Origin of the sequence: Haloactinopolyspora alba (assembly GCF_003014555.1) — a bacterium.
Classification (GTDB): Bacteria; Actinomycetota; Actinomycetes; order Jiangellales; family Jiangellaceae; genus Haloactinopolyspora; species Haloactinopolyspora alba.
This window is the reverse complement of sequence record NZ_PYGE01000001.1, coordinates 551,960-573,032: the sequence shown is the minus strand read 5'-3', so window position 1 is coordinate 573,032 and position 21,073 is coordinate 551,960. Positions and strand designations below refer to the sequence as shown.

The 21,073-nt window shown below is 73.9% G+C and carries 20 protein-coding genes and 1 riboswitch; of the genes, 5 read left to right on the top strand and 15 right to left on the bottom strand.

Translation table 11 applies throughout. From position 1 onward, the window contains the following. Nucleotides 1–39 precede the first annotated feature (39 nt). From CLV30_RS02510 to CLV30_RS02475, 8 genes are all read right to left on the bottom strand, one after another. On the bottom strand, nt 40–693 hold the full coding sequence (locus tag CLV30_RS02510) for an acVLRF1 family peptidyl-tRNA hydrolase (protein ID WP_106535561.1): 654 nt from the start codon (nt 691–693) through the stop codon (nt 40–42). Nucleotides 694–763: 70 nt separating this feature from the next. After that, nucleotides 764–1,297, bottom strand: a complete 534-nt coding sequence (locus CLV30_RS02505) for a DUF1990 domain-containing protein (protein ID WP_244908022.1) — start codon at nt 1,295–1,297, stop codon at nt 764–766. A gap of 41 nt (nt 1,298–1,338) precedes the next feature. After that, nucleotides 1,339–1,953, bottom strand: coding sequence for a cob(I)yrinic acid a,c-diamide adenosyltransferase (gene cobO, locus CLV30_RS02500; RefSeq protein ID WP_106535560.1), 615 nt, complete (start codon nt 1,951–1,953; stop codon nt 1,339–1,341). Beyond that, complete coding sequence (locus tag CLV30_RS02495) at nt 1,953–4,034, bottom strand: putative cobaltochelatase (protein WP_106535559.1); 2,082 nt, start codon at nt 4,032–4,034, stop codon at nt 1,953–1,955. The genes cobO and CLV30_RS02495 overlap by 1 nt, the downstream gene beginning before the upstream one ends. Next, nucleotides 4,031–4,873 carry an ABC transporter ATP-binding protein gene (locus tag CLV30_RS02490; protein ID WP_106535558.1) on the bottom strand — a complete coding sequence of 281 codons (843 nt, stop codon included), beginning with the start codon at nt 4,871–4,873 and terminating at the stop codon, nt 4,031–4,033. Before CLV30_RS02490 ends, CLV30_RS02495 begins: the two co-directional genes overlap by 4 nt. Beyond that, nucleotides 4,870–6,009 (bottom strand): FecCD family ABC transporter permease, encoded by a 1,140-nt coding sequence (locus tag CLV30_RS02485; protein WP_106535557.1) that lies wholly within the window; start codon nt 6,007–6,009, stop codon nt 4,870–4,872. Before CLV30_RS02485 ends, CLV30_RS02490 begins: the two co-directional genes overlap by 4 nt. After that, complete coding sequence (locus CLV30_RS02480) at nt 6,009–7,055, bottom strand: ABC transporter substrate-binding protein (protein ID WP_106535556.1); 1,047 nt, start codon at nt 7,053–7,055, stop codon at nt 6,009–6,011. Before CLV30_RS02480 ends, CLV30_RS02485 begins: the two co-directional genes overlap by 1 nt. A gap of 30 nt (nt 7,056–7,085) precedes the next feature. Then, nucleotides 7,086–7,274: riboswitch (cobalamin riboswitch) on the bottom strand. Between the two features lie 31 nt (nt 7,275–7,305). Continuing rightward, nucleotides 7,306–8,760: a cobyrinic acid a,c-diamide synthase CobB gene (locus CLV30_RS02475; protein ID WP_106535555.1), complete on the bottom strand. Its 1,455-nt coding sequence runs from the start codon at nt 8,758–8,760 to the stop codon at nt 7,306–7,308. 38 nt (nt 8,761–8,798) lie between these two features. Between CLV30_RS02475 and cbiE the strand changes: the two genes are divergently transcribed. Together cbiE and cobM are read left to right on the top strand one after the other, a co-directional pair. Then, on the top strand, nt 8,799–10,052 hold the full coding sequence (gene cbiE, locus CLV30_RS02470) for a precorrin-6y C5,15-methyltransferase (decarboxylating) subunit CbiE (RefSeq protein WP_240723139.1): 1,254 nt from the start codon (nt 8,799–8,801) through the stop codon (nt 10,050–10,052). Beyond that, nucleotides 10,049–10,810 carry a precorrin-4 C(11)-methyltransferase gene (gene cobM / locus CLV30_RS02465; protein ID WP_106535554.1) on the top strand — a complete coding sequence of 254 codons (762 nt, stop codon included), beginning with the start codon at nt 10,049–10,051 and terminating at the stop codon, nt 10,808–10,810. Before cbiE ends, cobM begins: the two co-directional genes overlap by 4 nt. Nucleotides 10,811–10,827: 17 nt before the next feature. Here cobM and CLV30_RS02460 read toward each other — a convergent pair whose 3' ends face one another. Then, a complete protein-coding gene (locus CLV30_RS02460; RefSeq protein ID WP_106535553.1) occupies nt 10,828–11,910 on the bottom strand; it encodes a cobalt-precorrin-5B (C(1))-methyltransferase in 1,083 nt (360 codons plus the stop codon). Nucleotides 11,911–11,939: 29 nt separating this feature from the next. Here CLV30_RS02460 and CLV30_RS02455 point away from each other — a divergent pair, with 29 nt between their 5' ends. Next, nucleotides 11,940–12,719 (top strand): cobalt-precorrin-6A reductase, encoded by a 780-nt coding sequence (locus CLV30_RS02455; protein WP_240723138.1) that lies wholly within the window; start codon nt 11,940–11,942, stop codon nt 12,717–12,719. Beyond that, complete coding sequence (bluB, locus tag CLV30_RS02450; RefSeq protein ID WP_106535552.1) at nt 12,716–13,396, top strand: 5,6-dimethylbenzimidazole synthase; 681 nt, start codon at nt 12,716–12,718, stop codon at nt 13,394–13,396. Before CLV30_RS02455 ends, bluB begins: the two co-directional genes overlap by 4 nt. Here bluB and CLV30_RS02445 read toward each other — a convergent pair. From CLV30_RS02445 to CLV30_RS02435, 3 genes are all read right to left on the bottom strand, one after another. Continuing rightward, the gene (locus tag CLV30_RS02445; protein ID WP_106535551.1) at nt 13,384–14,172 is read right to left on the bottom strand and encodes an SDR family oxidoreductase; all 789 of its coding nucleotides are present in this window, start codon (nt 14,170–14,172) and stop codon (nt 13,384–13,386) included. The genes bluB and CLV30_RS02445 overlap by 13 nt on opposite strands. A gap of 142 nt (nt 14,173–14,314) precedes the next feature. Then, the gene (locus CLV30_RS02440) at nt 14,315–14,959 is read right to left on the bottom strand and encodes a GNAT family N-acetyltransferase (RefSeq protein ID WP_106535550.1); all 645 of its coding nucleotides are present in this window, start codon (nt 14,957–14,959) and stop codon (nt 14,315–14,317) included. After that, nucleotides 14,947–15,510, bottom strand: a complete 564-nt coding sequence (locus tag CLV30_RS02435; protein ID WP_106535651.1) for a mycothiol transferase — start codon at nt 15,508–15,510, stop codon at nt 14,947–14,949. Before CLV30_RS02435 ends, CLV30_RS02440 begins: the two co-directional genes overlap by 13 nt. Before the next feature lie 133 nt (nt 15,511–15,643). Here CLV30_RS02435 and CLV30_RS02430 point away from each other — a divergent pair, with 133 nt between their 5' ends. Then, nucleotides 15,644–17,308 (top strand): HNH endonuclease, encoded by a 1,665-nt coding sequence (locus CLV30_RS02430; RefSeq protein WP_106535549.1) that lies wholly within the window; start codon nt 15,644–15,646, stop codon nt 17,306–17,308. 234 nt (nt 17,309–17,542) lie between these two features. Here CLV30_RS02430 and CLV30_RS02425 read toward each other — a convergent pair whose 3' ends face one another. The 3 genes from CLV30_RS02425 to CLV30_RS02415 are packed head-to-tail and all read right to left on the bottom strand — an operon-like array spanning nt 17,543 to nt 21,050. Next, on the bottom strand, nt 17,543–19,120 hold the full coding sequence (locus CLV30_RS02425) for a precorrin-2 C(20)-methyltransferase (RefSeq protein WP_106535548.1): 1,578 nt from the start codon (nt 19,118–19,120) through the stop codon (nt 17,543–17,545). Continuing rightward, a complete protein-coding gene (locus tag CLV30_RS02420) occupies nt 19,117–19,740 on the bottom strand; it encodes a precorrin-8X methylmutase (RefSeq protein ID WP_106535547.1) in 624 nt (207 codons plus the stop codon). The genes CLV30_RS02425 and CLV30_RS02420 overlap by 4 nt, the downstream gene beginning before the upstream one ends. Next, the gene (locus CLV30_RS02415; RefSeq protein WP_106535546.1) at nt 19,737–21,050 is read right to left on the bottom strand and encodes a precorrin-3B synthase; all 1,314 of its coding nucleotides are present in this window, start codon (nt 21,048–21,050) and stop codon (nt 19,737–19,739) included. The genes CLV30_RS02420 and CLV30_RS02415 overlap by 4 nt, the downstream gene beginning before the upstream one ends. Between the last annotated feature and the right edge of the window lie 23 nt (nt 21,051–21,073).

Below are 21,073 nucleotides of genomic sequence, written 5' to 3'. Positions count from 1 at the left end.
CGGGACGCCGACGCCGACGGGGAACGCCGGCGCGGGGTCTCAGCGCGGTTCGGTCAGCGCGATCCGCACCGCGCGGAACTGCGCCGGCGTCTCCTTCAGCACGGCCAGCTTCGGGTCGGGCACGTCCAGGTGCGGTGGGACGGCCAGCGCGCGCAGCCCGCCCAGCCGGCGATCGGCGAGCACCGTGTCGACGGCCGCGCGGTCACCTCCGGTGACGACGGCCTCCAGCGAGGCCAGGTGCGGCACCAGAACGCGGGCGGCCACGTCGGCGGCGGCCTCGAACGCCTCTCGTGCCTGCTTCTCGCGGCGCCGGGCGAAGCGTTGCTGCGACTGCCCGCCCGCGGCGGTGCGGCCCTGAACGTGGCGCGAACCGACCTTCGACGTCACCAGCCGGGTGCCGTCGAAGACACCGGACGCGTACCCGCCACGACGCACCAGCAGCACGCCGACCCTCCGGTCGCGCTGCGCGTGCTCGACCAGTCCGCCGTACTCGCTCTCGTCGGGTGTCATCGGCGGGAACGGCACGGTGCACCGGGCGTGCGCGCCGTCCGCGGCGACGACGGTGACGGCGTCCGGCGCGGCGCGTGTCTCGACGGTTCCGTGCCGCCGGGCGAAGCCGGCGAGCCAGCGGTCGAGCCGTTCCGGCGGGATGCGCAGCACGCGATCCGGCCGGTCCTCGGGCGCGGATGTCATGGGCCCCCTCCTCGAGTCCGGACGTCCCGATGGGCCGCACCACTCTACGGCCCCGTCGGCGGCACTCGCGTCAGGATCGCCCGGAGGCGAGCTCGCGCGCAGCCGTGACGTACCGGCGGAGCGCGAGGTTCTGGACGGCGTGCGTGACCGGTCCGCCCAGCCGGGCGTACCAGGCGGCGGAACGGCTGAACGCGGTCACGCTGAACCACACGTCGTCGTTGTCGTCGAGGTCGACGACGAACGCCTCCTCGCCGCGGGCCGGGTGCCCGGGCAGCGTCCCGTACGCGAAACCCGCGTGCCTGGCCTCGTCGACCGCCCAGACCACCTCACACGGGATCCGCACCCGCAGCGGGCCGACGCCGAGGCTGCTGACCACCCGCACGCCGGGGGCCGCGCGCTCGGCGCTCGCCTGCACCCGCAGGCCGCACCGGCGGTGCAGCGCCCAGCCAAGCAGCCCGTCGGCGACCGCGTCGTGCACCCGCCGGCCGGACCCGACCCGCTCGCGGACGCGGGAGTGGCGGTATCCGTCCGGCAGCGGACCGCCGCCGCGGGTGGCGCCGACCTCGGGGTAGGTGAACTCGGCCATCGCCTGCGACTGTGTCACACGTTCCGCACCATGCCGCACCGTGTCCCTGCGGCTCCGGGTCACCACTCGATGCCGCGCTGGCCCTTCTGCCCGTCGTCCATCGGGTGTTTCACCTTGGTGGTCTCCATGACGAGATCGGCGGCCTCGAGCAGCCGCGGGTGCGCGTTCCGTCCGGTGACGACGATGTGCTGGCGCCCCGGCCGGTTCCGCACCACGTCGACGACCTCGTCGACGTCGACCCACCCCCAGTGGATCGGGTAGGTGAACTCGTCGAGCACGTAGAGGGTGTGCCGCTCCGCGGCGATCCGGCGGGCGATCTCACGCCAGCCCTCGGCGGCCGCCGCGGCGTGGTCGTCGTCCGTGGTCTTCTTCCGGGTCCAGGACCAGCCCTCGCCCATCTTGTGCCACTCGACGGGCCCGCCCTCGCCGGTCTGCTCGTGCAGCCGGCCGAGGGCGCGGAACGCGCTCTCCTCACCGACCCGCCACTTCGCCGACTTCACGAACTGGAAGACGCCGATGTCCCAGCCCTGGTTCCACGCCCGCAGCGCCGTCCCGAAGGCCGCGGTCGACTTCCCTTTCATCGCCCCGGTGTGCACGATGACCAGCGGCCGGTTGCGCCGCTGCCGGGTGGTGAGCCCGTCGTGGGGAACGGTGCTCGGTTGTCCTTGTGGCATCAGGCGGCCCTCCGGTTGACGGAACGTGCGTGGACGGTGGAGGTGAGTGCGGACGTGGTGGCGCCGGCGGCGACCCGGTCGAGCACCAGGTGTTCGGCGCGCAACGTGGTCGCCAGCGTCGCCGCCAGTCCGAGCCGGATCGCGCCGGTCTCGCAGTCGACGACGACCGCGTGGCCGCCGCCGCGGTGGGTCTCGCCGGCCAGCGCGGTGGCGGCGGTGCGCGACCGGGACACCGCGTCCGGGCCGGCGGTGGCGCGGCCGTCGGTGACGACCACGACAAGGGGGCGGCGCCGTGCGTCGCGGACGGATTCGAGGGCGACGACGCGGGCGGCCTCGGCCAGCCCTTCCGCCAGCGGCGTGCGCCCGCCGGTCGGCAGCGACTCGAGCCGGGTGGCCGCGATCTCGACACTGGACGTGGGCGGCAGCGCCAGCGACGCCGCGTCGGCGCGGAAGGTGACCAGGCCGACCTTGTCGCGGCGCTGGTAGGCGTCCAGCAGCAGCGACAGGACGGCGGCCTTGACCTCGCGCATCCGCTGCCGGGCGCCCATCGACCCGGACGCGTCGACGCAGAACAGCACCAGGTTGCCCTCGCGGCCTTCACGGACGGCCGTGCGTAGGTCGTCGCGGCGCAGCCGGACCACGGGAGCCTGCGTTGCCGGAGCCGCGTCCCGCCGGTCCCGTTGATGCGGGGCCGCGGCCCGCAGCGTCGCCATCAGGTGCGGGCTGCTCGCCTCGTCCGGGCCGGGACGGCGGACGCCGACGGTGCGCCCGGTGCTGGTGATCGCTGGGGAGCGTCGCCCGTCCGCTCCGGCGCCGACGCCGGCCACGGCCAGCAGCCGGGCGCGGTACGGCGTGTCGGGCGCCTCGACCGCGCCGTCCTCGGGCGACCGGGGCGCGCGGTCGGCTCCGGACTCGGGCTGCTCGTGCTCGGCACGTGCGGTGTCGGACCCGGTCTGCCCGCCCGGTGTGACGTCGCCGTCCGAACCGGGCGCGTCGCCGCCATCCGAGGGCCCGGGGTCCTCGGGGCCAGGATCATCCGGCCCCGGGTCGTCGGGCCCCGGGTCGTCGGGTGCCGCGTCCTGAAGCGTCTGTTCCAGCTGGTCGTCGTCGAGACCCGGCGCGTCGAACGGGTTGCGCCGCCTCCGGTGTGGCAGCGCGAGCCGGGCGGCCGCCCGGACGTCCTCGGTCTCGACGACCGTCCGGCCCGACCATGCGGCGTGCGCCACCGCCGCCTGCGCGGTCACCAGGTCCGCGCGTAGCCCGTCGACCTCGAAGGCGGCACACACCTCGGCGATCTGCCGCAGCGCGGCGTCGGTCAGCACGACGTCGGGCAGCCGTGCGCGCGCCGCGGCGATCCGCTCGGACAGCCGCCGCTCGTCGTCGGCGTACCGGGCGGCGAACGTGTCCGGGTCGGCCTCGTGCGCCAGCCGGGCGCGGACCACCTCCGCGCGCAGCGCCGGGTCCCGGGTCGCCGCCACCTCGACCGTCAACCCGAACCGGTCCAGTAGTTGTGGGCGCAGCTCGCCCTCCTCCGGATTCATCGTGCCGACCATGACGAAGCGGGCGGCGTGCGAGACGGAGACGTTCTCGCGTTCCACCTTCGCCCGGCCCATCGCGGCGGCGTCCAGGAGCACGTCCACCAGGTGGTCGTGCAGCAGGTTCACCTCGTCCACGTACAGCAGGCCGCGGTGCGCGGCCGCCAGCAGGCCCGGCTCGTACGCGGTGACGCCTTCGGTGAGCGCACGCTCCAGGTGAATGGATCCGAGGACGCGGTCCTCGGACGCGCCGACCGGCAGCTCCACCAGGCGCGCGGGCCGTCGCCGGGTGTCCTCCGCGTCGTCGTGCGGGCCGTCCGGGCATGCCGGATCCGGACCCGTCGGGTCGCACGAGAAGCGGCACCCGGTCACGACGTCGACCGGTGGCAGCAGCTCGGCCAGCGCACGCACCATCGTCGACTTCGCGGTGCCCTTCTCGCCGCGGACGAGCACGCCGCCAGTCGCCGGTGACACGGCCGACAGGATCAGCGCGAGGCGCAGGTCGTCCATGCCGACGACGGCGGTGAACGGGTAGCCGGAACTCATGAGTCCTCCTGACTCGACGGTGCGGGGGCCGGTGGCTGCGAGGCGGCCGGCGGGTGGAACGTCAGCAGCGGGCGTCCGGTCCGTGGGTGCGTGCCGACGTCGGCGTCCACCTCGTAGACGTCGCGGAGCAGTTCCGGCGTCAGCACGTCGTGCGGTGAGCCGGCGGCCACCGCCCGCCCGCGGCGCAGCACCACGACGTGGTCGCAGAACATCGCGGCCAGGTTCAGGTCGTGCAGGGCGGCGATGCTCGTCAGCCCGGCTTCGCGGACGAGTGTCAGCAGGGACAGCGCGTGCGAGACGTCCAGATGGTTGGTCGGCTCGTCCAGCACCAGCAGCCCCGGCTGCTGGGTGAGTGCGCGTGCCAGCTGGACGCGTTGCCGCTCGCCGCCGGACAGGGTGCTCCACTTGCGCGCGGCGAAACCGGCCATGTCCACCCGGGCCAGCGCGTCCAGCGCGAGCGCCCGGTCGGCGCCGGAGTCGGCCTGCAGCGCCGTCCGGTAGGGAGTGCGACCCAGCAGGACGACGTCCAGCGCGGTCATGTCGAGGTCGGTGCCGGCGTGCTGCTCGACGACGGCGAGACGTCGTGCCAGCTCACGGCGGCGTAGCCGGGCAACGTCGCTGCCGTCCAGGTGAACGGCTCCGCGGTCCGGCCGGGCCAGCCGGGCGACGGCTCGCAGCAGCGTCGTCTTGCCCGACCCGTTCGGTCCGATCAGCCCGGTGATCCGCCCGGCCGGCGCCGTCAGCTCGACGTCGTCGACGATCACGGTGCCGCGTGCCGACCAGCTCAGGTCGTGCACGCGCAGACCGGATCCGTCCTGCGTCGTTTCGGCGGCCGTCATCCCTGGACCCTCCGTTGCCGTAGCACCCAGATGAACGCGGGAACGCCGACCATCGCGGTGACCACGCCGACGGGTAGCTCCCGCGGGTCGAAGACGGTCCGTGCCGCGGTGTCCACCCACAGCAGGAACACCCCGCCGAGCAGCGCGGACAGCGGCAGCACGGCCCGGTGGTCCGGGCCGGCCAGGAACCGCACGGCGTGCGGCAGCAACAGCCCGACGAAGCCGATGGCGCCGCTGACGGCCACCAGCACCCCGGTGAGCAGGGCGCACGCGACCAGCAGCAGCCAGCGGATGCGGTTGACGTCCACGCCCAGCGACGCGGCGGCGTCCTCCCCGAACGCGAACGCGTTCAGCGTCCGCGCCTGCCACAGGCACAGCAGCAGTGCGGCGACCAGGACGACGGCCGCGAGCCGCAGCGACGGCCAGCGCGCCGCGGCGAGCGAGCCGGACATCCAGAACTGCACGTCCTGGGTGGCGTGCGGGTCGGCGACCCACAGGATGACGAACGACGTCACGGCGCCGCAGAGCTGGCCGATGGCGATCCCGGCGAGGATCATCCGCACCGGTGTCAGCGTCCCGTACCGCTGCCCGATCACGAGCACCAGCGCGAACGCCAGCAGCGCACCGGCGAACGCCCCGGCCGACACGCCGAGCACCCCCGCGCCGACTCCGCCGACGATCACCAGCACCGCGCCCAGCGACGCGCCGGAGGAGATGCCGAGCAGGTACGGGTCGGCCATGGGGTTGCGGGTCAGGGTCTGCATGATCGCGCCGACCACGGCCAGCCCGGCACCGACGACGATCGCGCTCAGCGCCCGCGGCAGCCGCAGTTGCCAGATGATGTCGGCGCGGATCTCGTTCGGCCGGTCGGCGCCCAGCCCGACCACGTCCACCTGCAGGAACGACAGCCCGAGGCGGTCGGACAGCACCGTCCAGACGTGGCGCACCGAGATGTCGGCCTGCCCGAGCACCACCGTGACCAGCACGGAGGTGACCAGCAGCGCGACCGACGCGGCGAGGACCGCGCCGATGCGCAGCGTGCGCCGCCGGCCGGTGCCGGTTTCCGGCTCCGCCGTGGTGTGAACCGGTGGTTCCTCGGTCGCGGCCGGTGCGTGTGTCGCCGGCGCCGCGCCCATCAGGATCCTTCGAGGCCGTCGATCAACTCGACGATCGCGTCGACGTTGCGGACGCCAGGCGTGGTCGCCGAGAACGGGATCACCACGAACCGGCCCTCGCGGACCACGGGCAGGTCGCGTACCGCCGGGGTGGATTCGATCAGGTCGCGCTTCTCGGCGGCGGTGCTCCAGTCCGCGTCCACCAGCACGATCACGTCGGGCGCGCGCTCGGCGACCTGCTCCCAGCTCACGTCCGCCCACGCACCGTCGACGTCGGCGAAGACGTTGGTGGCGCCGGCCGCCCGCATGATCATCGCGGGCGCGCCGCAGCAGCCGCCGACGGTGGGCACGTCGGTGCCGCCGTCCCACCACATCACCTCGGTGGAGCCGTGCTCGCCGGCGGCCGTGAGTGCGTCGTCCAGCCGGGCCCTCTGTTCGGCGACGAGACGATCGGCGGCCTCCCCGGCACCGAAGATCGCGCCGATCTCGCGGAACTCCCGCCAGACGGTCTCGATGCCCAGCGGCTCGTCGTCGGGCCGGCCCGGGCAGGCGCTGGGGGACAGGTAGCTGGCGACGCCCACATCGGACAGGGCGGCACGCTCACCGGCGTTCTCCGCCGTGAACGCGCTCGGGTAGGCGCCGTAGACCAGCTCGGGGTCGGTGTCCAGCACGGTCTCTGACGACGGGTAGCCGTCGGCCAGCACCGGGACGGCGTCGTACGCGTGGGCGAGGCCGGGCAGGATCTCGTCGTCGAGGTAGGCGGTGCCGACCATGCGGTCCTGCAGACCCAGTGTCAGCAGCACCTCGGTGGCGGCCTGGTTCATCGTGACGACGCGTTCCGGCGGTGCGTCGATCGTGACCTCGACACCACAGTTGTCGAGGGTCACCCGTTCCGCGGCGACGGGTTCCGCCCGGTCCGGCGCGGATGACGACGACGGCGGTGACGCCTCGTCGTCGGAGGTCGTCGCGGGTTCGTCGGTGCCGCACGCGGCGAGCAGCAGCCCGCCGGACAGGCACAGCACGACGACGCGTCGGGAGATCGGCAGGGCACGTGCAGCTACGGCCATGGGGACCGCCTTTCCATCACCTCGTGGAATGCAGCTTCCGATGCCGTGGCCGGTCTCCTGGCTGACGGGTCGACGTCGTCCGGCCTACCTTCCCGGGCAGCGTCGTCGCTGCCCAGTGGCTCCCCTTGCGGGGAACGGCCGGGGACTTCCCGATCACAGTGGCGAGGGCCGCTCCGGTATCGCACCGGCTTCCCGTGCACCACGGCAGGCGACACTGTACCGGTCCGCCGGATGCCGTCCGCAACCGCCGTTACGTCGCGTGCTGTGCTCGTCGTGCCGCGGCGGCGAACCGGGCGGGCAGCGACGTCCGGCCGGCCCAGTGGACGTGCAGGTACGACGCGTGCAGCAGCGGTCCGGCGAACCCCTCCGGCGTGCCGGTCGCGGCAGCATCGCCGTCGCCCCGGCCGGGGCCGGCCGCCAGCAACCACGCAGGAGCCGGGCCCGCGTCGGGGGTCACCCGGGTGCGGTGGAACTCGTGCCCGGTGACGTCGTCCCCGGTGGCGGCCAGCACGTTGTCGCCGGCCGCCGTCGCGGTGCGGTACCCGAGGGTGCGCCGCTCGGTCATCCGGGCCGAGGCGTCCAACACGCCGGCCATCGGCTGCCCGTCGAGCTCGCGGCACAGGTAGGTGAGTCCCGCACACTCCGCGACCACCGGCATCCGGCCGGCGGCGTGCGCGACGGCCCTGCGCAGCGGGGCGTTCTCGGCCAGGGGCGCGGCGTGCACCTCGGGGAACCCACCGCCGAAGTACAGCCCGGAGCACCCGTCCGGCAGGACCTCGTCGTGCGTCGGGTCGATGTCGACGACGTCCACGCCCGCGGCCTCGAGCAGTTCGACGTTCTCGGCGTAGCGGAACGTGAACGCCGCTCCCGCGGCGGCGGCGACCACCGGCCGCGGCCCGCTCGGCGTGGTCGGAGTTGGCCCCGTCGGCACGGCGCCGGTCCCCAGCGCCGCCGCCGGGTCCCACTCGGGCTCGGTGAGCGCCCCGGCGGTACGGGCCACCCGGACGAGCGCCTCGAGGTCGACACCGTCGGCGATCCACGCCCGTAGCGCGTCGAGCAGGTGGCCGGATTCGCGGTGGCGCTCGTGCACCGGCACCAGACCCAGGTGCCGGCTGGGTGCGCTGACCGCGTCCGAGCGGTGCAGCGCGCCGAGCACGGGCATCCCGATCGAGTCCAGGCTCGCGCGCAGCTCCGCCTCGTGCCGGGGTGAGCCGACCTTGTTCAGGATCACGCCGGCGACGTGCACCCCCGGGTCGAACGTGGCGAACCCGTGGACCAGGGCGGCGACACTGCGCGCCGCGGCGCTGGCGTCCACGACCAGCACGACGGGTGAGGCGGTCAGCCGGGCGACGTGTGCGGTCGACGCGAACCCCTCGGTGCCGAGCGCGCCGTCGAACAGTCCCATGACGCCCTCGACGACGGCGATCTCGGCCGGGCGCGGGCGGGCGGCGCCGTGGCGCAGCAGCGGCACGATCCGCTCCGTGCCCTGCAGGTGTGGGTCGAGGTTGCGGCCGGCCCGGCCGGTCGCGAGGGCGTGATAGCTCGGGTCGATGTAGTCGGGGCCGACCTTGTGGCCGGAGACTTCCATTCCGCTGCTGGTCAGCGCCGCCATCAGGCCCGTGGCGACGGTCGTTTTCCCGTGCCCGGAGGCCGGCGCGGCGAGCACGAGACGCGGCAGCGCGGCGTCCTGCACGGAGAGGGCCATGGCGTTCAGTGTGCCGGACGCACGCTAGCGTGAAAGCCGTGTGCCAACCGCCGAACTCCGCCGCCACACCGCCCGGTGTGCTGTCCGTCGTGGGCATCGGCGCAGATGGCTGGGGTGGTCTGACCGAGCAGGCACGGGGCGTCGTCGAGTCCGCGGACGTGCTGGTCGGTGGTGAGCGTCACCTCGACCTGGTGCCGCTCACCGACGTGGTCAAGGTGCCCTGGCCGCGGCCGCTGCGTCCGGGCCTCGCCGCCCTGTTCGAGGAGCACGCGGGTCGCCGGCTGGCTGTTCTGGCCAGCGGTGACCCGCTGCTCAGCGGTATCGGCACCACGTTGGTGGAGCTGTTCGGCAGCGATGCGGTGCGGGTGCTGCCCACGGTGTCGTCGGTCACGCTGGCGCGCGCCCGGCTGGGCTGGTCGGCGGAACGGACCGAGGTGGTCAGCGTGGTCGGCCGCAGCGTCCGGGCCGTTGCCCGTGCATTGGCGCCGGGGCGCCGTCTCCTGGTGCTCAGTGCCGACGGGGCCACGCCGGCCGCCGTCGCCGATCTCGTCACCGCCGTGGGCTACGGCCGCAGCCGACTGCACGTCCTGGAGAACCTCGCGGCCGAGGGCGAACGTCGTCTGGACGGCACGGCGGCGGGCTGGGAGCATCCGCCGGGCGCGGCGCTGAACGTGGTGGCCGTCGAGTGCCTGCTCGACGAGGGCGCGACACCGATGTCCACCGTTCCGGGCCTGCCCGACGACGCGTTCGAACACGACGGGCAGTTGACCAAGCGCGACGCGCGGGCCTCGTGCCTGGCCCGGCTGGTGCCGGTGCCGGGACAGCTGCTGTGGGACGTCGGCTCCGGGAGCGGCAGCGTCGCCATCGAGTGGATGCGCGCGCACCCGGACAACCGCGCCGTGGCTGTCGAGCCGCGCGACGACCGGGCCGACCGGATCGGCCGCAACGCCGAGCGGCTCGGCGTGCCGGGGTTGCGGGTCGTGCGCGGCCACGCACCGGACGCGTTGGCGGAGCTGGCCGCCGAGGCCGCGCCGGACGCGGTGTTCGTCGGCGGCGGCGTGAGCGCGCCGGGCGTGGTCGACGCGTGCGTCGAGGCGGCCGTGCCGGGCGGCAGGCTCGTCGCGCACGCGGTGACGCTGGAGGCCGAGGCGGTGCTCGCCGACGCCCGCGCCCGGCACGGCGGAGAGCTGCTCCGCCACCGCCTCGAACGGGCGGCGCCGCTGGGCGCGATGACCGGCTGGGAGCCGGCGCGCGGGTTGACGCAATGGAGTCTCGTGAAGGAGAACGGGTGACTGTCCACTTCATCGGCGCCGGACCGGGTGCCGCCGACCTGATCACGGTCCGCGGCCGTGACCTGCTGGAACGTTGCCAGGTCTGCCTGTACCCGGGCAGCCTGACGCCGACCGACCTCCTGGCGCACTGCCCGGACGGCGCCCGGCTGGTCGACACCGCCGATCTCACCCTGGACGAGATCGTCGACGAGCTGGTGGCCGCCCACGGGCGCGGCGACGACGTCGCACGGCTGGCCTCCGGCGACCCGTCGGTCTACAGCGCCGTCGCCGAGCAGATGCGCCGGCTCGACGCGGCCGGTGTGCCGTACGACGTCGTGCCCGGCGTGCCGGCGTTCGCCGCCGCCGCGGCGGTTCTGAAACGCGAGCTGACGGTGCCGACGGTCGGGCAGAGCCTGGTGCTGACGCGGGCCCAGGCGCGCTCGACGTCCATGCCGGACGGCGAGACACTGGAGCGTTTCGGCTCGACCGGCGCGACGCTGGCGCTGCACCTCGCCGTGAACCGTATCGAGCAGGTGGTGGACGAGCTGCTGCCGCACTACGGCGCGGACTGCCCGGCCACGGTCGTCGCCCACGCGAGCCAGCCGGAGGAGCAGGTCGTGCGCGGGACGCTGGGCGAGATCGCCGGGCTGCTGCGCGCGGCCGGCATCACCCGGGCGGCGACGATCTTCGTGGGCCGCGTGCTGGCGGCGGAGAAGTTCCCGGACAGCTTCCTGTACTCGGCCGGCCGGGATCGCGCCGGTCAGCCGGCTCCGCTGTGACGAGCTCGTCGCACGGGTCAGCTGCGCCCGACGACGGTGCCGGCACGGTCGACGACCACCACGTCGACGGCGACGGGCGCGTCCCCGAGAACCCCGGCGGCGGTCCGGCGGGCCTGGGCGGCGACCAGTGTGCCGAGCTCGAGTCCCGCGTCGGCGGCGAGCTCCAGCGCGTGCACGGCCGTGTTCGCCTCCGCGACGCGTTCGGCCGGTTCGGCATGGCCGGCCTCGGCCGTCAGCCGGGCGAGCAGCGTGAAGTCGACCTGCGAGCGTCCCGAGTGCAGGTCCAGGTGTCCCGCGGCGAGCTTGGCCATCTTCGCGAAGCCGCCGGCGACGGTGAGCCTCGGCACGGGGTGGCTGCGGACGTACTTCAGCACTGCTCCGGCGAAGTCGCCCATGTCCAGCAGGGCGCTGGCCGGCAGGGCGTACAGCTGCTGGACCGTCCGCTCGGAGGTGCTGCCCACCGCTCCGGCGACGTGCGGCAGCTCCAGGGCACGAGCCACGTCGACACCGCGGCGGATGCTGTCGATCCACGCCGAGCACGAGTACGGCACGACGACGCCGGTGGTCCCCAGCACCGACAGGCCGCCGACGATGCCCAGGCGGGGGTTCCACGTGGAACGAGCCATTTCCTCCCCGTCCGGGATGGAGATCTCGACGTCGACGTCGCCAGCGCCACCATGCGCGGACGCGACGCGCTCGACGGCCTCGCGGATCAGCCTCCGCGGCACCGGGTTGATCGCGGGCTCGCCGACGTCGAGGGGCAGTCCGGGCCTGGTCACCGTGCCGACGCCGTCGCCGGCGCGGAACGTGACGCCGCTGCCCGCGGGGCCGCGGCGGACTGTCGCGACGATCAGCGCGCCGTGCGTCACGTCCGGGTCGTCACCGGCGTCCTTGACCACACCGGCACTGGCGGCGTCGCCGTCCAGCCGCTCGGTCGCCAGCGCGAAAGCCGGGCACCGGTCCCTGGGCAGCCGGACCTCCACCGGGTCGGGGAACTCGCCGGTCAGCAGCGCCGTGTAGGCGGCCGTCGTCGCCGCGGTGGCGCACGCCCCCGTCGTCCACCCGTAGCGCAGGCCGGTGCCGGTCCGCTCGGTGGTCATCGTGGCCCGTCCATCCGTAGGAGTATGACGTGAACGCCGGCGACGACGCGCGCCGCCCGGTGCTGGTGCTGGGCGGCACTGGCGAGGCGCGAGCGCTCGCGGCCGAGCTGGAGCGGCACGAGCGGCGGGTCGTGACGTCGCTCGCGGGCCGGGTGCGCGAACCACGGCTGCCGGCCGGTGAGGTCCGCGTCGGCGGGTTCGGCGGGCCCGAAGGGCTGGCGGCTTGGCTGCGGTCGATGCGTGCGCTGGGCGTGGTCGACGCGACACATCCGTTCGCGGCCCGGATCGGCACGTCGGCGGTTTTCGGCGCCGAGGCCGCGGGCGTGCCGCTGGTGCGGCTGCAACGGCCCGGTTGGTGGCCGGGGCCGGGCGACGACTGGCACTGGGCCGAGTCCGTCGAACACGCGGCGCGGCTGGTTCCCGATCTGGGCAGCCGTGTCTTCCTCACCAGCGGCCGCCAGGGACTTGCGGCATTCGCCGAGATCGAACGGGCATGGTTCCTGATCCGGTGCGTCGACCCGCCGGAGCCTCCGCTGCCGCCCCGGGCCGAGGTCGTGCTCGACCGCGGCCCGTACACCGTCGACGGCGAACTCGAGGTGCTGCGACGCCACCACGTCGACGTGCTGGTGACCAAGGACAGCGGCGGCACCATGACCACCGCGAAACTGGCGGCCGCGCGACAGCTGGAGCTGCCGGTGCTGATGATCCGCCGCCCGGCCCGGCCGCCGGCGCGCACCGTCGAGACGGTCGACGGCGCCGTGCGGCACGTCCTCGTCGAGTTCGCCACACGTGGCGGCGTCCCCGGATGACGTCCACCGAGAGAAAAGGAGCTGCGACAGTGAGCACAGGACTGGCACCGGAACTGGATGCGTTCTACCAGGTGCTGCAGCGGCGCCGGGACGTCCGCGGGGAGTTCACCGGCGAACCCGTCCCCGACGACGTGCTCGACCGGGTGCTCGGCGCGGCGCACTCCGCCCCGAGCGTGGGGCTCAGCCAGCCCTGGGACTTCGTCCTCGTGCGCTCCGAACAGACCCGGGAGACCTTCCGCGAGCACGTCCGGTCCGAGCGGGACGTGTTCGCGGACTCCCTGACCGGCGAGCGCAGCCAGACGTTCGCGAAGATCAAGGTCGAGGGCGTCCTCGAGTCCAGCCTCGGCGTCGTCGTCACCTACGACCCGTCGCGCGGCTCACCCGCCGTGCTGGGCCGGCACGCGATCGCCGACGCCGGACTGTACTCGGTCTGCCTGGCCATCCAGAACCTCTGGCTCGCCGCCACCGCCGAAGGGCTCGGTGTGGGCTGGGTCAGCTTCTACCGCGAGGAGTTCCTCGCCTCGCTCGTCGGCCTGCCCGACGGTGTGCGGCCGGTCGCGTGGCTGTGCCTCGGACCGGTGAGCGAACTCGCCGACACGCCGGACCTCGAGCGGCACGGATGGCGGCGACGGCGTCCGCTGTCCGAGGCGGTGCACCACGAACGCTACGACGGGTGAGCCGGGGTGGCGAAGCGTTCGGCCAGGAAATCTTCCCAGGTGCGTTGGGCGACGAGGGCTCCCTCGAGTGCGAGGTTCTCCTGGTTGCGGAAGGCGCGACCGGCCTTGCTGGGGAGCCGGAGCGGCACCGTCAACCGGCGCTTGCCGGCCGCCCTCAGATAGCCGCGGATCAGCTCGCCCAGCGGGTACACGCGCGGTCCGGTGATGTCGGGGACCAGCCCGGCCGGTTCCCCGAGGGTCAGTTCCGCGATCCGGGTGGCCACGTCGCGCGCGTCCACCGGCTGCCACCACATGCTCGTCGGGGCCGGCACGACGGGGCTCTTCGCCAGCGCGTTCCCCAGCGCCACCACCAGGTCGTGGAACTGGGCTGCGCGCAACATCGTCCACGGCAGCTCCGAGTCGGCGACGATCCGCTCGACGGCCAGCTTGTTCCGGAAGTAACCCACCGGGACCCGATCGGCGCCGACGACCGAGATGCCGACCAGGTGGTTCACCCCGGCTCGCGTCGCCGCCCGCACCAGGTTCCTCGTCGCCTTCGGGTCGGACTTCGCGTTGGCGCCGCCCGCGAGGTGCAGGACGGTCTCGACCCCGTCCACGGCGCGTGGGGCCGCGTCGCCCTCGAGCAGGTCGCCGGACACGTACTCGATTCCGTCACCGGACGGACGGCTGCTGCGGCTGAGCACCCGTACCTGCCGGCCGGCATCCAGCAGGATCGGCGTGACCAGGCTGCCCAGCGTGCCCGTGCCGCCGGTGACCAGAACGGTGGAAGTCTGCATGCGTGTGTTCTCCTCCAGTGCGTGGGTCGCGAGACCAGTCGCGCGCCGGGGTGCTCGGGCGGTGTGTGTCCCGGCCGGCGGGCGTATCCGTTGTCCACTGTCATGACACGGCCCGGCCGGAAGATGTGACACGGTCAGTGCGTCACGACGTGCCGAGATCGTGGTCGAAGTCGATCCGCATGACCACGCGCCGGGTGGTCGGGTGGGTGATCTCGTCGAAGCCGGCGTCCTGGAACACCTGACGGGCGCCCACGTGCAGCTCACCCCAGGTGATCTCCAGCCCCGGCCGGGTGATCATCGGGTAGGCCTCGAGCGCCTTGGCGCCACGCTGGCGTGCGAAGTCGACCGTGGCGAGCGCGAGAGGATACGTGAGGCCACGTCCGCGGTAGCCCTTGCGGACCACGAAGCAGGTCACCGCCCAGACGTCCTCGTCGCCCTTGTCTTCGTCCCGGTCTTTCCACGGCACGCGGGTGGTGCGCAGTTTGGGATACGCGGTCCGGGGCTCGACAGCGACCCAGCCGGCGGGCTCGTCCTCGACGTACGCGACGAGCCCGCTGGTGGAGGTGGCGTCCGGATCGTCGCAACGGGTCTGGGTCCTGAGCATCTCGGACCGCTGATCCTGCGTGGTGTCACGCCAGACCCAGCCGGCGACCTTGAATCGCTGGCATCGACACCGGCCGGCGTAGTCCCTGGTGCCGAAGACGGCGGTGATGTCGTCCCAGGACGCCTCGTTCGCCGGCACGACGGTCAGCCGGTCGGCGGCGATCGGGTCGTTCACGGACGCCATCCGGCCGGAGGGTCCTCGCCGACCAGTCCGTCCACGGCCTCGCGGAGCAGGTCCGCGTGCCCGGTGTGCCGTCCGTACTCCTCGATCAGATCGCACACCAGCCTCCGCAGGCTGGCGTGGGTCCCGTCGTCGGCCGACGCGTGGACCAGCTGGTCGAGCCCGCCGTTCGACAGCGCCGCGTCGAGTCTCGCCTTCGACCGCTCGACGGCGCCGTCCCACAGCGCGTAGAGCTGCTCCGGAGTGTCGTCGGCGGCGGAGGTGAACTCCCAGTCGTTCGAGCCGTCCCAGCCGGTTTCGTCCCAGGGAGCACCGATCGGCTCTCCGGCGAGTTTCGTGGTGAACGTGTGGTCCTCGACCGCGGCGAGATGTTTGAGCAGCCCGCCGAGGGTCAGGGCGGAAGCGCCCGTGCGGGCCTGCAGCCCGGCGCTGTCGAGGCCGCCGGCCTTCCAGCGGAAGGTCGTACGCAGCCGGTCGAGCGCGCCGACCACATGCTCGACTTCGGTTCCGGCGAGTGGAGGTTCCCAGGGGTAGTCGTCGTTGTCGTCAGTCATGGACAGACCGTAGCGGCCGACTCCGACAGCGCTCCTGTGGATCGCCGGCACTTCGTCTCGTGTGAACGGCCCGAACCGGTGATCCGCAGTGGTCGAGTTGTGATTTCGAATATCAGTTCGATAGCATGGGGTCATGATGACGCCCGGGGTTGCCGCAGTCGAGTGGGAGTCGTGCGGGCCGGGCGCGGAGCTTGCGGTGGCGCTGGAGGGCGTGGATGTGCCCGGCGCCGAGGACGGGCCGCTGGTGGATGTGATCGTGGCTGCGGAGCGGCAGGTGGCGCATCTGCGGGCGTTGCAGATGCGGGCGATGGCGGAGTTGTCCGAGCGGGAGAATTACGCGTTCTGCGGTGGTTGTGACGATGCGTGGGAGGCCTCGCCGGAGCATGCACATGATCGGGTGCGTGCGGTCGGTTCGGAGGTGTCGGCGGCGTTGTCGTGCACGCCGGCGCAGGCTGATACCCGTGCCGGGTTGGCTGTCGAGTTGGCCGAGGATCTGCCGGCGACGCTCGCGGCGCTGGAATCCGGGCGGATCGATGAGCGGCGCGCCGGGCTGATCGCGTCGAAAACGCGGGTGCTCGGTCACTTCGCGCAGCGTGAGGTCGAGGCTGATGTGCTGCCGACCGCGGGGGAGCGCACCAGCCGGCAGCTGGCTGCGGCGCTGGACCGGCGGGTGCTGCGCGCCGACCCGGGCGCGGCTGAGCGGCGCCGTCAACGCGGGCGGGCTGAGCGGCGTGTCGAGGCGCCGCGCCCGACCGGTGCCGCGGACGGGATGGCCGAGATGGTGCTCACCGGCCCGGCGGAGGATCTCACCGCGCTGCACGCCGCTATCGATGCCGCCGCCCGCGCCGCCCGCGCCGCCCGCGCCGAGGGGGACGAGCGGGCCCTGCAGCAGTTGCGGTTCGACATCCTCGCCGGGCTCGGCTGGACCGCGCTGCAGCTCGGGCACCTCGGCTGCTGCCACCCCGACTGCACCACCACCAGCACCACCCACACCACTGATGCGACCGACGACGCCGCGACCGACGACGCCGCGACCGACGACGCCGCGACCGGCGACGCCGTGGCCGACGTTGCGGGCAGCACCACGCACAGCGCGACCGGCGCCGCCGGAGCTTCTGGTGCGACCGGCGGGCCGGTTGCCGACACGGCCGGTGCCGCGGATGCTGACACCGTGGATGGCGGTGTTGCCGGCGCCGGGCCGGTCGCCGATCCGGTGGCTACGACCGCGGCGGCTGGTGCGCGTGCGGGGCCGTATCGGCTGGCGACCCGGCACGGGCGCGGGGCCACGGTTAACGTGACCCTCGCCTACACCACCCTGGTCGGGGTGGACGAGGAGCCCGCGCACCTGGACGGGTACGGCCCGATCACCGCCGACACCGCCCGGGCCATCGCCGCCGACGCCACGCTGCGGCGGCTACTCACCGACCCCGTCGACGGGCGGCTGCTGGAGTACGGCCGCAGCACCTACACCCCGCCGCGGGCGCTGGCCGACTTCATCATCGCCCGCGACCGCACCTGCCGCTTCCCCACGGCCGACACCCCGGCCAGCATCTGCGACATCGACCACCGCCAGCCCTACCAGCGAGGCGGCACCACCGGCGCGAGCAACAACCAGGCCCTGTCCCGACGGTTCCACCTCGACAAGACCCTGCACGGCTGGGACCGACACCAACTCCCGAACGGCGCGCTGCGATGGACCAGCCCCGCCGGACGCACGTACACCGTCCACCCCGAACCCATCGGACACACGCACAACCCGCCACCCGACGCCGCCGAACACGACCCACCACCGTTCTGAACCGCTGCGCTGAACTGCAGACCCGGCCGAGTGACTCGACGCCCGATCCGAGGCTGACCAGCCGGCGCAACAGCGAGGGGTCCCTCGGGACTGTCCGACGCTCGTGCGGTCGAGCCCGACCATCTACCGCGGCGTTCCGTTGGCGTTTCCGGTGGCGTTTCCCGTGGTGCGGTGTCCCCGGGATGCGGGTGCCCGCCGACTGCCGACGGGACACGCGGGCCTGGCTTGCCTGGATCAGCCGTATCGGCGCGGGGTCCAGACGGTGGTGGCTCCGGCACGGTCGGAGATCGTGGTCTGCGACGAGCCCACCAACAGGAGGAAGCGCATGTCGACGTCGTCGGAGCCGAACTCGTCCAGCGTGGTGACCCGGACGGACTCGTCCGCGCCGCCCACGTCGCGGGCGATGACCACGGGGGTGTCGCCGGCGCGGTGGCGCAGCAACGTGTCGCGGGCGCGATCCAGCTGTTCACGGCGGCTGCGAGACGCCGGGTTGTACAGCGCCAGCGCCAGATCGGCGGAAGCCGCGGCCGAGAGCCGCCGCTCGATGACGTCCCACGGCTTGAGCCGGTCCGACAGCGACAGGACGCAGTAGTCGTGTCCCAACGGTGCGCCGACACGTGCTGCCGCGGCTTGCGCAGCGGTCACCCCCGGCAGCACCCGGACCGGCACGTCCGCCCAGCGCTGGTCGTTCGCCTGTTCCAGCACGGCCGACGCCATCGCGAACACCCCTGGATCACCCGAAGACACGACCGCGACCCGCGCGCCGTCGGCGGCGAGCTCGAGCGCCTGCTCGGCGCGAGCCGCCTCCACCCGGTTGCCGGAGCTGTGCCGCTGCTGGCCGGCGCGCTGGGGGACGCGCGCGACGTACGGGCCGTAGCCGACGACGTGCTCGGCCGCCGCCAGCTCCCGTTCCGCCTCGGAGGTCAGCCACTGCGGCCCGGCGGGCCCGAGTCCGACGACGACGACCTCGCCCTGCGGTGCGGGCTCGGTACCGGCGGCTTCGGCGACAGCGGGTCCGGTATCGACCTGCCCGGAGGCGCGGGCGGTGTAGGCCGGGCTCGGCAGCACCGCCACGGAGAAGTACGGCACCGACTCCGGGTCGACCTCGGCCAGTGGTTCGAGCCGCTGTTCGCCCCAGGTGGCGCGTTCGACGTAGTACGCGTCGGACAGCCGCCCCGCCTCGGTGAGGGCGTCGCGCACCGAGGCGAACGTGCGGCCGAGTTTGAGCACGACCGCCGCGTCGGCGTCGGCCATCCGCATCGCCAGCTCCGGCGTCGGCATCGTGCCGGGCAGCACGGTCAACGTCTCCCCGCGCTGGACCAGGGGCCGTCCCACGGCCGCCGACGCGGCGCTCATCGAGGTGACGCCCGGAACCACGTGGGCCGGGTAGCGCTCGCAGAGACGCTCGTGCATGTGCATGTAGGAGCCGTAGAAGAACGGGTCCCCTTCGCAGAGCAGCGCGACGTCGCGGCCCGCGTCCAGGTGTTCGGCGAGCCGTTTCGCGGCGTGCTGGTAGAACTCCTCGATGGCGCCGTCGTATCCGCCCGGGTGCTCGGTGGCCTCGGTGGTGACCGGATAGATCAGCGCCTCCTCGAGCTGCCCGTCGCGCAGGTACGGCTCGGCGATGGACCTGGCGATGCTGCGGCCGTGCCGGGCGGAGTGGTAAGCGACGACGTCGGCGGCGGCGATCAGCCGGGCGGCCTTGACGGTCATCAGCTCCGGGTCACCCGGGCCGAGCCCGACGCCCCACAGCGTCCCGGGGGCACGTTCCGGCGTCCCGGCCGGACGTCCCTGCGTTCGCGTGCCGTTCATCCGTCCTCCGTCGCGATCGCGTTCACGGCGGCCACCGCCATCGCGCTTCCGCCGCGCCGGCCGTGCACCACCAGATACGGCGCGGGTGAGCGCCGGACCAGTTCCTCCTTCGACTCCACCGCGCCGACGAAGCCCACCGGCACGCCCACGATCGCCGCAGGCGGCCCCACGCCCTCGTCCAGTAGCTCGAACAGCCGGAACAGCGCCGTGGGGGCGTTGCCGATGGCGACCACCGAACCGGGCAGCCGGTCACGCCACAGATCCAGCGCCGCCGCGCTCCGGGTGGTGCCGAGGTGCGCGGCGAGCTTCGGCACCCGCGCGTCCGGCAGTGTGCAGACGATGTCGTTGGCACAGGGGAGGCGGGCTCGGGTGATGCCGCTGGCGATCATGGTCGCGTCCGTGAGAACCGGAGCCCCGGAACGCAGCGCGGAGCGCCCGGCGGCGACGACGTCGGCGCTGAAGGCGAGGTCGTCGACCAGGTCGACCATGCCGCAGGCGTGGATCATCCGGACCGCGACCGTGGCCACGTCCGGCGGCACGGCGGCGAGGTCGGCCTCGGCCCGGATCATGCCGAACGAGCGGCGGTAGATCTCCGCACCGTCGCGGACGTAGGTGTTCATCGTGGTCCTTCCAGGTTGGACGCCAGCTGATCGGTCGACACGACGGCTCCATCAACGATGTAGCCGCCGTCGGTGCCGACGACGTCGACGTGCTCGGTGTGCGGGCGCCCGCACCGGCGCTCGCATCCGACGACGTGCACGGCGGTGCCCGGAGCGCCCGTCGGCGTGACCCCCGGAGCGACCGTGGCGGCCAACCGTCGCGCGTCGGCTCGGACGTCGGTGGCCGACGACGCGCAGCCGGGCCGGCCGATGCACGCGGTGATCCGCAGCGCCGGATCGCGAGGGTCGAGGAGGAGACCGGCGTCGGTGAGCGCGGACGCCGCGTGCCGGGCCGCCTGTCCGACGAGCGCGGGTAGCAGCACCGAACGCCACGGGGTGACGACCGCGTGCGGCGCGAGGCCGGCCACCAGCCGGACCTGTTCGGCCGAGACGGCGCCGAACAGGCACCCGGCGACGACGGCGTGCGCACCGTCATCCTGTGCGTGCACGCCGACGGCGACGGGCACGCTGACGCCGGCCGGACCACGGCGACCGGCGGGACCACGGCGATCGGCGGGACCACGGCGATCGGCGGGAACGGTACCGCGCAGCGTGTCGGCGTGCCCGTGCGCGACGTCCCCCGGCAGCTCGCTCAGCACGGCAGCGGCCACGCCGGCGCCGGCTCCGGGCAGGTCGCGGACGTGCCAGGCACCGGCCGCCCGGTCCGGGCCGAACTCGGCGTCGCGAGCGGCGAGGAACGCGTGGGCTCCGGCGACCAGCGCGTCGACGACGTGCGTCGTGGGCACCCGCAGGCCGCTGTCGACGCCACCGAGCACCAGCGCGCCGACACCCCCGGACAGCGCGTGCCAGCCGGCATCCAGCGTGCTGATCGGCACATCGCCGCTGCCGTCGTCCAGTCCGAACTGGAACCGGCCGGGCAGCCGAGCCAGCGTCGGGTCGGCGCAGATCGCTTCGTCGAGCGCCGGCACCAGCGGGCGGACGTCGGTGACGCCGCCGATCAGGCCGCTGCGTGGAGACGCCAGGATGTTGCGGACGCGTTCGTGCCGCGGCGCCGGCAGCAGTCCGGCGCGGCCGAGGCGCGCGGCGAGCTCCGGCGGATCCGACACCGCTCGCAGCTGAACGTTCGCCCGCGACGTCAGGTGTAATGACCCGTCGCCGAGCTCGTCGGCGCATCCGGCCAGGACGCGCAACTGGTCGGCGGTGACGCCCCCGCCGGGGAGCCGGATCCGCGCCAGCGGACCGTCCGCCGCCACGTGCGTCGTGAGTGCGCCAGGGCAGGAGTCGCCGCGGTCACGTGCAGGACCGGACATGCCGACCGCCTTCCATCACCTCG